At 21.8% G+C, this 14,307-nt stretch carries 10 protein-coding genes; all 10 read left to right on the forward strand.

The window, feature by feature from the left end; translation table 11 throughout:
* The first annotated feature begins 2 nt into the window (after positions 1 to 2).
* Entirely contained in the window at positions 3 to 698 is a 696-nt protein-coding gene (locus ACIJYI_RS00770) for a sugar phosphate nucleotidyltransferase (protein ID WP_435114230.1), read from the forward strand.
* Positions 691 to 1,599 carry an NAD-dependent epimerase/dehydratase family protein gene (locus ACIJYI_RS00775; protein ID WP_435114231.1) on the forward strand — a complete coding sequence of 303 codons (909 nt, stop codon included), beginning with the start codon at positions 691 to 693 and terminating at the stop codon, positions 1,597 to 1,599. Before ACIJYI_RS00770 ends, ACIJYI_RS00775 begins: the two co-directional genes overlap by 8 nt.
* The gene (locus tag ACIJYI_RS00780; protein WP_435114232.1) at positions 1,592 to 2,485 is read left to right on the forward strand and encodes a glycosyltransferase; all 894 of its coding nucleotides are present in this window, start codon (positions 1,592 to 1,594) and stop codon (positions 2,483 to 2,485) included. Before ACIJYI_RS00775 ends, ACIJYI_RS00780 begins: the two co-directional genes overlap by 8 nt.
* Positions 2,482 to 3,483: a glycosyltransferase gene (locus ACIJYI_RS00785; RefSeq protein ID WP_435114233.1), complete on the forward strand. Its 1,002-nt coding sequence runs from the start codon at positions 2,482 to 2,484 to the stop codon at positions 3,481 to 3,483. The genes ACIJYI_RS00780 and ACIJYI_RS00785 overlap by 4 nt, the downstream gene beginning before the upstream one ends.
* Positions 3,476 to 4,774, forward strand: coding sequence for an O-antigen ligase family protein (locus ACIJYI_RS00790; protein ID WP_435114234.1), 1,299 nt, complete (start codon positions 3,476 to 3,478; stop codon positions 4,772 to 4,774). Before ACIJYI_RS00785 ends, ACIJYI_RS00790 begins: the two co-directional genes overlap by 8 nt.
* 5 nt (positions 4,775 to 4,779) lie before the next feature.
* A complete protein-coding gene (locus tag ACIJYI_RS00795) occupies positions 4,780 to 5,784 on the forward strand; it encodes a hypothetical protein (RefSeq protein WP_435114235.1) in 1,005 nt (334 codons plus the stop codon).
* On the forward strand, positions 5,777 to 8,026 hold the full coding sequence (locus ACIJYI_RS00800; RefSeq protein ID WP_435114236.1) for an SDR family NAD(P)-dependent oxidoreductase: 2,250 nt from the start codon (positions 5,777 to 5,779) through the stop codon (positions 8,024 to 8,026). Before ACIJYI_RS00795 ends, ACIJYI_RS00800 begins: the two co-directional genes overlap by 8 nt.
* Positions 8,027 to 8,047: 21 nt before the next feature.
* On the forward strand, positions 8,048 to 9,790 hold the full coding sequence (locus tag ACIJYI_RS00805) for an ATP-binding cassette domain-containing protein (protein ID WP_435114237.1): 1,743 nt from the start codon (positions 8,048 to 8,050) through the stop codon (positions 9,788 to 9,790).
* Between the two features lie 159 nt (positions 9,791 to 9,949).
* The gene (locus ACIJYI_RS00810; RefSeq protein ID WP_435114238.1) at positions 9,950 to 11,596 is read left to right on the forward strand and encodes an LIC_10190 family membrane protein; all 1,647 of its coding nucleotides are present in this window, start codon (positions 9,950 to 9,952) and stop codon (positions 11,594 to 11,596) included.
* Positions 11,597 to 11,713: 117 nt separating this feature from the next.
* Positions 11,714 to 14,257, forward strand: a complete 2,544-nt coding sequence (locus ACIJYI_RS00815; protein WP_435114239.1) for an NAD-dependent epimerase/dehydratase family protein — start codon at positions 11,714 to 11,716, stop codon at positions 14,255 to 14,257.
* Positions 14,258 to 14,307: the final 50 nt, after the last annotated feature.

Below are 14,307 nucleotides of genomic sequence, written 5' to 3' on the forward strand. Positions count from 1 at the left end.
AATTGAAAATAGTTATTTTAGCTGGTGGATTAGGTACAAGGATTTCTGAATTAACAAAAGTAATACCCAAGCCAATGATTAAAATTATTGGTAAACCAATTATACATAGAATAGTTGATCATTTTGTTTCGTATGGTTTTAATGAGTTTTATATAGCTACAGGCTATAAAGGTAATCAGATTAAAAAATATTTTCAAAACTGTAAATTAAAAAAAGATATAAAAGTGAAATGTATATTTACTGGAAAAGATTCAATGACTGGAGGAAGGATAAAGAGATTAACAAAATATTTAGATAAAACTTTTATTGCAACTTACGGAGATGGTTTATCAAATGTAAATATAAAAAATTTGGTAAATTTCCATAATAAGAAAAAAAAATTAGTTACAGTCACAGCAGTTAGACCACCTGCTAGATTTGGTGCTATTAAAATTGTCAAAGATACAGTTAAATATTTTAGAGAGAAAAATAACCTTGATGAGGGATGGATAAATGGAGGTTTTTTTGTAATGGATCCAAAATTTTTAAAATATATTAAAAATGATGATACTTATTTAGAGCAAGAGCCTCTAAAAAATATTACAAAAAAAAATCAACTTGTTGCTTATAAACATTATGGATTTTGGCAATGCATGGATACTTTAAGAGACAAAGAAATATTAGAAAGTAAAATTAAAAACAAAGAGCATATTGACTAAAAAAATCTTAATTACTGGTGGAACAGGTTTTATAGGTTATCATTTAGCAAAGAAATGTATAAAATTAAATTGGAAGGTTTCAAGTTTATCTTCAAATAGGCCAAAGAAAGTAAGAAAATTAAAAAAAGTAAAATATTTAATTGCAGACATTTCCTCAAAAAAAAAAATAAAAAATAAGATAAAAAGAAATTATGATTATGTAGTCAATTTGGCTGGATATGTTGATCATTCAAAAAAAATTAAAACTATTAAAAGCCATTATTATGGCTGCAAAAAAATTTCAGAGTTTTTTTTAAAATCAAAAATTAAAAAGTTTGTTCAAGTAGGATCAAGTATAGAATATGGAAAAATAAGATCTCCACAAATAGAAAAAAATATTAACAAACAAAAAACGTTTTCTGCATATGGGAAAGCTAAATTGTTGAGCACAAAACACTTATTAAACTTACATAGAAAATTTAAATTTCCTGCAGTTATCTTAAGGTTGTATTTGGTATATGGACCAGGACAAGATGCAAATAGAGTAATTCCAATAACAATTTTAAATGCAATAAAGAATGAGAATTTTAATTGTTCAGACGGTTTACAACTTAGAGATTTTGTACACATAGATGATGTTACAGATGCGATTATTAAAACACTTAAAACTAATAAAGTCTGTGGAAATATTTTCAATATTGGCTCAGGACAACCTGTTCAAATAAAAAAAATCATATTGAAAATATGTAGATTAGTGGGAAGCGGTAGGCCACAATTTGGAAAAATTAAATTAAGAAAAGATGAGATTTCTAGTCTTTATCCAGATGTTACAAAAGCTAAAAAAATATTAAATTGGAAACCTAAAATTAAATTAAATTTAGGTTTATTAAAAACTGTTAATTATTATAAAAAAAATGGATAAAAAGGTTAGTGTTATAATAAATTTTCATAATGGAGAAAAATTTTTGAGTCAATGTTTAGAAAGTGTTTTAAATCAAGAGTATGAAAATTTAGAAGTCATATTATGGGATAATTGTTCAGATGATAATTCAAAAAAAATTGTAACAAAATATAAAGATAATAGGATAATATATTTTTTTAGCAAAAAAAAAGAAACTTTGTATAAAGCTAGAAATCAAGCAATATCAAAAACTAGTGGAGATCTAATTGCTTTTTTAGATTCCGATGACTGGTGGGAAAAAAATTACATTTCATCAAGAGCAAATTTATTTTCAGATTCTTATTATGATTATTTTTATAGTAATATTAATTTATATTATGAAAAAAAAAGTAATACAAAAATATATAGAAAATATAAGTTGCCCCAAGGAAAAATATTTGACCAATTATCAAAAGATTATTTTATTATAATCAGTGGAGTAATCTTCAAAAAAAAACTTTTTTTAGAACATGGATTTTTTGACGACAAATTTAATATTATAGGTGATTATGATTTTATGATGAAAATTTCAAAATTCTCTAATGGACATGGGGTTAATTTACCATTAATTAATTATAGAATTCATGATGATAATTTTAGCAAACTTCATAGCAAAATGTTTTTTGAAGAATATAAAAAATGGTTTGAAGAAAATAATATTAATAAAAATGATATTAAATTTAAAAAAAATATTAAATTTTTTAAAAATAAACTAGACTATCTTGAAATAACATCCTGTTTATTAAATAAAAAAAAAAATTTATTATTACTTAAAAAAATCTTACGACATGTTGTGATTATTGAAAAAATAAAATTTTTAATACTATTCTTTTTACCAAAAAAATTTTTTAAATTCTTAAAAAAATGAGAGAAATTATTTTAATCTCGAATGATAAAATATTTCTAAGTAAAAAAAAATTATCAACAAGCAATAATGACACTATAAATATTATTGAAGCTATCCAAAATAGTTTTAATATTTTATTACTTTCTAATAACTCAAAAAATAAAAAAAACTTTGCTTTAAATATTAAAAACAAAATAACAAAAATAAATTTTAAATTATTATTTTCATTAAAAAATAAAAAATTAAAAATATTTATGATTTCAATTACACCAAGAAATTTATTTTTTTTTATCCTTATAAAATTTTTTACAAAAAGTAATAAAGGCTATGTTTATTTAAGAAGCAATGGTCATAAAGAATATGCTAGCAAAATTGGATTAATAGGGTCTTTTATATACTCAATAATGTTAAAATATATTGAGAATAGCTTAAAAGTTATTTCAGTTTCAAAAAAAATAATATCTAAAAAAATAAAATTTTTAATAACACCATCCGAATTAGATCAAATATGGTTTAGTAAATCAAAAAGTGCTAAATTAGATTTTCCGAGATTATTATATATAGGAAGAATCAAAAAGGAAAAAGGTATTTATTCATTACTAAATTTAACTAAAAATTTTGATTTTAAATTTAAACTCTCAATTGTGGGTGGAATAAATTCTAAAATATCTAAAAATAAAAATATTAATTTTCTAAATGAGGTAACAGAAAAAAAAAAATTAATTAAACTGTATGACTCCCATAATATATTTGTTTTACCTTCATACACTGAGGGTGCTCCAAAAGTAATCCTAGAGAGTTTAGCTAGAAAAAGACCTGTTATAATTTTTAAGAATATTAAGCATACAAAACTAGATTATAAAGGTATTTTTGTTTGTGACAGAAATGTACTTTGTTTAAAAAAAAAAATTAATTTTATAATTAATAATTTTAAGAAAATAAAAAATGATATGGAAAAAAATATACTACCTACAAAAAAAAATTTTCAAAAAGAGCTTTTAAATATTCTAAATGTATAAATCTTTAAATCAAAATTTATTATGGTATATTTTGCTATTATTACCTTTCACATTTATTATTGGAATTGCTATTACAGAAATAACAGTGTTGATAGTGACTTTATTTTTCTTTTATAAAAATAGAAGTTTGGAATTAATAAGAAATGGAAAATTTATTTTTTTATTAATTTTCTCTATTTATATTGGAATTAGTGCATTTATAAAAATAGATGATAATTTAAAAACATCTTTACTTTTTCATATAAGGTATCCAATTTTTACTTTATCAGTGATTTTTATATTAGATTACTTTAATAAAGAAATATTTAATAAAAATAATTATTTACTGATAATAATCTTTTCAATTATTAGTTTTATTTTTTTTGACGTATTTATTCAATATATGTCTGGAGAAAATATTTTAGGTTATAAAATATTAAGCAATAGAATATCCAGTGTATTTGGTTCTGAATTAATTTTAGGAAGCTTTTTACTTAAGTTGCTTTTTGTAGTTCTGTGGGTAATTTTTTATTTAGAGCTTAATATTAGTAAAAATAAAAACTATTTAGTAGTTTTTTTTAGTTTATATTTTATTTGCATATACCTTTCGGGTGAAAGGACCTCTTTTGCGTTAATGTGCATCTTTTTATTTTTAGTTGTATTTCTTGTAGCCAAGATAAGAAAAATATTGTTAATATCAATAACTTTACTAGCTGTGTTCATTGCGTTGTCAGCAACTATTAATATAGGTAAATCTGATCCTTTTAATAGATTATTTGTAAAAACATTTAATCAAATTACAAATAATTTAATTCTGGATAATAAAATAGACTTAGCAAATGAGGAATTACCAACTATTAGAGAAAATATAACTAAAAATATCCAAATATTTTCAAATGATCATACTGGTCATTATAAACTTGCATATAATTTATTTTTAAATCAGCCAATTTTTGGAGCTGGTCCCAAGGGCTTTAGATATTATTGTAGAAGTGTAAAATATGAACCAAAAATAGGGATATGTTCAACTCATCCACACAATATTGTAATTCAAATTATATCAGAGACAGGTATTGTGGGGTTTATCTTTTATTTTTGTGGCCTACTTTTTTTAATTATAAAAGCTTATTCCTGTATAAAAAAAGATAAACTTTTAAAAGATAAAAATTGCTTTTTAATTGTATCAATAGGATTATTTGTCAGCTTATTCCCATTTTTACCAGGTGGAAATTTTTTCAATAATTGGCTTTCAATAAATAATTATTATTTATTAGGAATCTATTTTTATAGTTATAAGAAAGTTTATAAATAATGATAATGCTATTTTTGATACTTATTAGTTTAAATACAATAATTTTTTTAAATATTGAAAAATTTGTAAGATTTTTCAATATTTATGATTTGCCTGATAAAAAACTAAAATTACATAAAAAAAAAACTCCAATTCTAGGTGGTATAATTTTATTAATTAATTTTTTTATTTATTTTTATTTTCAAATTAACTTATTCGATCAATTTATTTCAACTGAATATTTAAATTTTAGTATTCGGGAATTTATCTCAATTTTAATATTGTTTTTAAGCTTATTTTTTATAGGTTTATATGATGATAAATATAAATTAAATCCAAATAAGAAATTATTTTTTTTATCAATTGTAATTTTTTTATCTTTATTATTAAATGAAAATTTAATTATAAATTTTATATCTTTATCTTTTATAGAAAAAAATATTTTTTTTGAAAATTTTTCTATATTTTTTACGCTATTTTGTATTTTAATCTTAATTAATTCATTAAATTTTTATGATGGGATTAATGGTCAGTCGTGTATTAATTTTATCATAATTTTTTCTTATCTTTTTTTTAAAAGTGGAATGAATTTTTTCTATTTATATAGTATTTTTTTTATTATATTTGTTTTATTTTTAAATCTTAAAAATAAATTATTTTTAGGGGATAGCGGTATTTTTCTTCTAGGAATAATAGTGTCAGTTTCATTTATATATGAATATAATGTTGAAAAAAATATTGTCTTTGCAGATGAAATTTTTTTTCTACTACTTCTACCAGGAATAGATTTGGTTCGTTTGACCTTTGTAAGAGCAACAAAAGGTAAAAATACTTTCTTAGGTGATAGAAATCATATTCATCACTTATTGATTAAAAAATTCTCTTTATTTTATACAAATTTAATTCTTGTAATAATTTCTGTATTTCCAATTATACTTTTTTTATATACAAGCTTAAATTTTTATATAATTTTTTTAATATTTTTATTATTTTATATTTTAATAATTTTAACTTTCAGAATTAATGATTAAGAACATTATTATAGGCCAAAATAGTTCAGTTTCAAAAATTTGTAATCGGTATCTTAAAAATACAGCTATCATCTCTGCAAATGAGTTAAATATAAATAAAATAAATAATGAGATAAATAAATATAAAAAAATAAATTTAATTTTAAATAATTTTTATCCTTCCAGACTATTAAATGATCTCAATAAGAATAATTATCAAACCTTCTGCAATTTATCTTTAGAAAAAATAATATTATTACTTGAAAAAATACCTAGTAATAAAATTAATAAAATTATTTATACGAGTAGTGCATCTGTATATAGAATTGCAGAAAATATTAGTGATCCTAAAAAAGATCATTTTAATCGAGAATTGTATTCTGTATTTAAATTAGCAGCAGAAAAAATAATCATAAACTATGCATTTAGAGAAAACAAAGACTACTATATAATGAGAATATTTAATACATTTGGATATCATGCTGATAATTTTTCTTTTATAGAGAAAATTATAAGGGCTAAAAAAAATCGAACAAAAATAACACTTATTAATCAAGGGCTATCCCTTCGAGATTTTATTCATTTAGATGACGTTGGAAAAATTTATAGTTTTTTTATAAATAAAAAATTCATTAAAGGAGTTTATGACATAGGAACTGGTAATGGTTATCTAATAAAAGACATTGTAAATTTAGCTAAAATACCAATAAAAAAGCTTATAAAAATAAATAAGATTGAAGAAATTCAAAATTCAATTGCTAACACCAAAAATCTCATCTCACAAATAGGAAATTATAAATTTAAAAATATTGATTATTATATGAAAAAAGAACTTAAATTAAAAAAAAATATTAAATTACAATCATTTGTCTATGAAAAAAAAAATAATTATATAAAAACAGGAGTAGTAATTTATGGAGCTGGATATTCTGGAAAACAAATTCTTAATGAATTAAAAAAGAATAATGAAGATGTTTTGTGTTTTGTTGATGATAATCTAAAATTACAAAATTCTTTGATAAATGAAATACCTGTAATTAGTTATGAAAACCTTTTAAAAATTAAAGAACATTCTCAAATTAAAAGAGTTTATTTGACTATACCATCTTTAAAAAAAAAATCTCAAATAAAAATATTGAAAAAAATAAAAAAAAATTTTTTTGATGTTCGTTTTTTACCAGAAAAAAAATTCTTAGTATCTGATCAAATAAATTTTAATGATCTTAAGATCGATGAAATAAATAATATTTTGGATAGAGATCAAATTAAGATAAAAAAAATTAAAAAATTAGTTAATAAAAAAATTTTAGTTACAGGGGCTGGAGGCACTATAGGATCAGAAATTTGCAGACAACTAATACAACAAAAAGTAAAAAAAGTAATAGCATTAGATAAATCTGAATTAGCTATTTATAATTTACAAAATAAGATTGGTGATAAAAAAATAATATTTAAACTTCTAGATATTAATAATATAAATTTTTTAGAAAAAATAATAAAAAAAGAAAAAATTGATATAATCTTTCACGCTGCTGCTTACAAACATGTAAATATTTTAGAAAAAAATATTTTTTCTGCTGTTAAAAACAATATTTTTGCTACATATAATTTGTGCATTTTATCTAAAAAATATTTTTGTGACATGGTTTTGATATCAACTGATAAAGCGGCAAATCCTAAGTCGATATTGGGTTACTCAAAAAGAGTAGCAGAAAAAATTTGTCAACATTTTAATAAAGTCAAAAATAACAAAAATTTTATTAATATAGTAAGGTTTGGCAATGTGTTTGGTAGCTCTGGGTCTGCTATAAACAATTTCTTAGAACAAATAAATACAAATAATCCAATCAATTTAACTGACATTAGAGCTACAAGATATTTTATGACTATTCTTGAAGCTTGTCATTTAGTGCTTCAAACGACAGAAATTAAATCCAAAAAAGATATCTTTGTTTTAAATATGGGAAAACCATTGAATATTTTAAATTTAGCAAGAAATCTTGCCAGAATTAAATCAAGAATAAATCCCAATTATAAGTTTAAATATAGCGTAATTGGTTTGCAACCTGGTGAAAAATTACATGAAACAATAGTTGATAAGAAGGAATCTAAGAAAAAATATAATAATGAGATTTTTTTAGTAAATAGTAAAATGAAGAAGAATACTAATTTTATAAAATATTATCAAAATTTACGTTTAAACTATGATAAACAAAATGAAAATGAATTACTAAAACAATTAAAAAATATTATTAAATATTAAAAGTTTTATCAGGATTATTAAGTGAAAATTTTTGCTAATTTATGGAAATACCTAAATTATAACACCAAATTATCCTTTTTTATAATTATCTTTTTTTCATTAATTCAAAGTATTTTAGAAATGATGGGAATTGCGGCTGTAATACCATTTGTCACTTTTTTGTTAAATCCTGAGGCTCTTAAAAATATTGAAATTATTTCAAATTATATTGATATTGGTAACATTTCAAAAAAGGAACATATAATTTATGTTTTTTGTACAGTTTTATTTTCAATTTTTCTCTTTAAAAATTTGATTATTATTTTCACCAATCAACTGACATATAAATTTGTTTATTCATTTAGATCTAATATGTATAAAAACCTACTAGGTAAAATACTTCATCAAGACTATTTATTTTTTGTACAAAAAGGTATGGGAAAAATATTCCATCAAACTTTTTTAGAAGTAGAAAATTATGCAGCAAATATAGTGAGGCCAATAATCATTCTTGTAATAGAAATTTTTATATCTTTTGCGATTATTATTTTAGTAATCTATTCAGGTTATGCAAATGGTATCATTTATATTGTTCCAGTATTTATTTTAGCTGCTCTTATTTTAAAGAAAATTAATAAGTCAATTAAATTATGGTCGAATGAGAGGATTGTTAGTAATGAAAAAATTTTTAATTTAAACTTTAATCTTATACATGGAATCAAAGAAATATTTATATTAGGTAAGATTAAAAGAATTTTAGATAATATTAATATCCCGTTAGAGAATTTAAAAAATATAGATTCAAAAAATTCAGTTGTAGCAACACTTCCAAAAGCCATATTAGAACAATTTATAATTTTAGTTTTGATAATGATTATATTATCAATGCGATTTATTGGTAGTGCTAGTGAAGAAATCATAATAACATTGACATTTTATGTTGCTGTTGCCTATAGACTTGTTCCATCGTTCAATAAAATTTTTACATCATATCAGCAAATTAAATATGGAAAGCCATCAATTCCAATTATAGAGGAGTATTCAAATTTAAAAAAACAAAATATTTTTTTTGATGATAACAACTATGATAAAATAAATGATAATAAAATCATAACTTTTAATGATAATATTAAATTCAAAAATATTTCATTTTCATATGATGGAGAAAAAAAGATTTTAAAAGATTTTAATTTTAGAATTAATAAAAATGATCTAATCGGTATTTATGGAGAAAGTGGCTCTGGGAAATCAACATTTGTAAATTTATTAACCAGACTAATTAAACCTTCTAGTGGTCAAATATTTATTGATAATGTGGAGGTTGAAAATTTAAATGATGCAAGAAAATATCAAAATTTTTTCAATATAACTTCTCAAGATACTTTTTTGTTAAATGGTACTATAAAAGATAATATTATCTTTGGTTCTGAGTCTAAAATCTCAATTAAAAATCTTGATGAGGCTATTAAATTTGCAAGATTAGATAAAATGCTTAACGAATTACCAAATGGAATAGAAACAGATACAGGCTTAACATTTAAAAAACTTTCTTCCGGTCAAAAACAAAGAATTACAATTGCAAGGTCAATTTATTTAGATAGAGAAATTTTAATTTTTGATGAAGCGACAAACGCACTTGATGAAGAAAATGAAAAAATAATTATTGAAAATATTTGTAAATTGAAATTAAAAAAAACAATAATTATAATTTCACACAATCGTGAAAATTTAAATAAATGTGATGTAATTTATTCTCTAGAAAAAGGAAAATTAATCAAAAATTGATTACATTTTGGATTTATATAAACTTAAGCAACTAACTATATTTAAATTTCTGTAAAGAAACATTTATAATAAGATTGATTAAATTAATATACATACAAGATTACTAGATTAAAAAAATAAAAAATGTAAGTTTGATCTATAACTTTAGCAATATAAATAATGATAATCTTAGAAATAATATTTCTTTTAATAATCTCCAGTATAATCCTTTTGTCTTTGGCGGGGTATGGTCAAATTTTGGTTAATTGGACACAAAGTAATTTTTTTGTAAATATTTTTTTTGGATTTATAGTTATTAGCTTTTTAATTACTATTACTCATTTTTTTATAAAAATTAATTTTTATGTTAGTTTTACGATTTTACTAACAGGTTTATTGTTATTTATTAAAAATTTTAATTTTAACTTACCTAAATTTTTTAAAAATAATTATTTATATTTGATATTATTTTTAATATTAGTGCCAATCTTGATAAGTCAAAAATATCATGAAGATTTTGGATATTATCATTTACCATATGTCCTATCTATGATGGAAAAAAAAATTATTTTTGGTTTGGCAAATTCTAATATAGCGTTCACTCATAATTCAATTTGGCTAAATACAGTTTCAATATTTTCTCTGCCAAATAATAATTTTAATTTTCTAACATTGCCTGCTTTTTTAATATATTCTATATTCATTATTTTTAGTTTAAAAAAAATTTTTACATCATTTAAAAAAAATTCAAGTACTTATTTTTTAATAATTTGTCTATTTTATTTTATTCTAAAATTTACAAGAATATCTGAGTATGGAAACGATATACCTGCTATCATATTCTCAGTATTAACAATATTATATTTTTTAAGATATTCAGAAACTGAAATAAGAGAAGAAAAATATTTTTATTTTTTTTATTGTTTTAGCTTTGCTGTTTTTGCCATATTAATAAAGTTTAGTGTAATTCCAATTTTTTTATTACCTCTTTATTTATTTTGCATAAATTTTAAATTACTTAAAAAAAAATTATTCAAATTAAAATTTATATTTATATTTATATTAGGTCTTGTCTTTTTTATTCAACAATTTTTTTATACGGGATGTTTTTTTTTCCCTTCAAAATTTACTTGTCTAGAAGTTGGTTGGTTTAATTATGACTTTCTTCTAGTAAGAGAAAACCTTGAATTAATAAATAAAAGTTATTCATCTTCTGGAAATGTATTTTCAAAAAATGATTATTTGATTAATTTTAATTGGTTACCTTTTTGGTTCGCCAGGAATTATTCTCAAATCATTGTAAATATTTTTACCATGTTGGTTCCAATTATATTGCTAATAGTCTTATTACAGAAAGAAAAAAATAAAATAGAGTTAGTTTTTAAATATAAAATTTTTTTATACTTATTTATTTTTATAAGCTTTATTTTCTGGCTAAAATTTTCACCTGTTTATAGATTTGCAATACCATATTTTTTAACCTTCTTGTTCTTAATCTCTTTTGAATCGTATATTAATAAAAAATTTTCAATTAAAATATTTATGATCTTAGTAATTATTTCATTATCATTTAATTTTTCCAAAAATATTTTAAGAATTTTAGATAAAAAACATGTTTTTTTGGGAATTGAAAAAATAGATAATAAATTTTTTATAGATAATTCTAGTAAAAATAAATTTATATCAGTATATCGTCCTGATATTCAAAATAATAAAAATGGTTGGCAAGGACGTTTATGTTGGGATATCCCTTTTATTTGTAGTTATAATAAAATAAAAGTTAACAAAAAAAATAGCTATTTATTTTTTTCTAAATTAAATAATTAATATATGATGGACAAAAATTCTTTTAAATTTCCAACAGAAAAATATTGTAAAGCATGGATATAAAGATTGCAATCTTGATAAAAAATACTTACAAAACGCATTGAAATTGTAAATACTGTGAAAAAAATTATCATAACAGGTGGATTAGGATACATAGGAACTGAGTTATGTAAAATTTATTCAGGCTATAGCTGGAAAGATCAAATTACGATCATAGACAACAGATTTATCTCTGAAAGAATAAATCAAATCAGAAATTGGAACATGAACTTTGTGCATGGAGATATTCTTGATAAAGATTTAATTTATAAATATTGTAAAGATGCAGATATTGTTCACCATTTAGCGGGAATTACCGATGTACCTAGAGTAAAAAGTGAGAGCAATGAAATAAGTGATATTCAAATTAAGAAAGTCGCAAAAGAAGGAACACAAAATATTTTAGATACAATTAGTAATAAATGTAAAATTATAATGCCATCTTCACACGTGGTATTTGAGGGTATTGACAAAATAAAAAAAGATATTGCAGAAACAGAAAAAACTTCCCCAATTTTATCTTATAGTAAATCAAAAGATTGTAATGAAAAACAACTCATTTCCTCTGGAAAAAATTATATTATTTTGAGATTAGGATCAGTTTATGGATATTCTACAGATACCGCAAGAATAGATATAATGGCCAATTTCTTTTCTAAAATGGCCTCCCAGAATCGAGCACTGAAATTATACTCTGGGGGCAGACAGATAAAAAGTCTTGTTCCACTAATAGATGTTGCCAGATGTTTTAAATTTATGGAGGAAAAGAACAATATATCAAAACAAATATTTAATTTAACTAAAGACACAGTTACAGTCAAAGAGGTTGCTAAAATTTGTAAAAAAATTAATCCAAAAGTTAATCTTATAGAGACAAATGATGAAATACCTAATTTGGGTTTTTCTTTATCAAATAAAAAAATATTGAAAACTGGTTTTAAGTTTCTCTATGGTCTCGAAGAATGTATAGAGGAAATGATTACTAAATGGTCCAAACAAAATTCAATTAAAGATATATACCATTTAGCTAATGGAGAAAATGAATTTGTAGATTTTAGGGGAAAAATTAGTAACTATGAACTTTCAGAACCAATTAACATGATTGGTCTAATTGACTCAAAAAAAGGAACAATACGAGCTAATCATTACCATCCTCAACAAGAGCAAAAATGTTTATTTGTTAAGGGTCAAATTATTGAAATATTTAAAGATAATCTAGATCCAAGTTCACCAAAAATAACAAAAGTTGTTAATGAAGGTCAATTGTCAACTATAAAGCCCAATGTTGCACACACTATGGTTTTTACTAAAGACACAATATTACTTAATTTGGTAAGAGGAGAAAGAGAGCATGAAAATTATGGTGTAACACATACAATAAAACATGTTTTAGTTAATGAGAATGAAAAAAATCTTTTACTAAGTTGTTATAAATTTGATTGTAGAAGCTGTGGAAACATAGATTTAAAAAGAGTTGTTTCACTAGGATATCAACCATTAGCAAATAATTTATTAAATAAAAAAGATGAAAAGACCGAAATGTATCCTTTAGAACTTAATTATTGTGGTAATTGTCATAACTGTCAACTTTCTGTTGCAGTAAATCCAAAAAAGATGTTTTCAAATTATCTTTACACATCATCAACGTCGAAAAAATTTAGAGATCATTTTATAAAAGCAGCTAATAAATATATAAAAGAGTTTAAGTTGAATTCAAAAAAATCTTATATAATTGATATTGGTAGTAACGATGGTGTTGCTTTAAAACCCTTTTCTGATTTAAAATTTAAAAACATACTTGGAGTAGAGCCAGCTAAAAATTTAGCTAAATTAGCTAACAGAAAAAAAATTAAAACTTATAATGGTTTTTTAACTAAAAAAAACTTAAAAAAAATAAAAAAGAATGCAGATTTAATTCTTGCTTCTAATGTTTTTGCACACTCTGATAATTTAGAGGAAATGGCTTATTGTATGATTAAACTTTTAAGTAAAAAGGGAAGAATTATTATTGAAGTCCAATATTTAATGAATACCCTAAAAGATCTTACTTTTGATAACATTTATCATGAGCATTATAATTATTGGTCACTAACATCATTAATCAATTTTTTCAAAAAATTTAATGTTAAAATTTATAAAGCAGAAAAAGTAGATACTCATGGTGGTTCTTTGAGAGTATATATTAAGAAGAGTAAAGATCAAAAAGTTGAAAATAGTGTTAAAAAAATTCTTAAAGATGAAGAAAATTTTGGAATTAAAAACTTTAAGACTTACGAGAAATTTGGAAAAAAAGTTTATCAAATTAGAGAGAATGTAAAAAATAGAATTAAAGAAATAAAAAAAGACGGAGAAAATCTTGTCGGTTATGGTGCACCAGCAAAAGCAACAACTGCACTAAATTTTTTTGGAATAAAAGATGAAATTGACTATATAATTGAAGACAATGATCTAAAACACAATAAATTTGTTCCGGGTGTAAAAATTCCAATTTTTTCGAAAACCAAAAAAAGTTCAAAAAAATCAGTCATTTTAGTATTAGCTTGGAATTTTTTTGATGAAATAAAAAAAAATAACTTAGAAATTGGTAAAAAGTTTGTGAATATAAAAACCCTTGAATCTTGATTTTTCTTTTAATTTTCAATAAAGAAACTAAATTTATAATTAGTTAATAT

The organism is Candidatus Pelagibacter bacterium nBUS_36, assembly GCF_051201215.1.
Lineage (GTDB): Bacteria > Pseudomonadota > Alphaproteobacteria > Pelagibacterales > Pelagibacteraceae > Pelagibacter.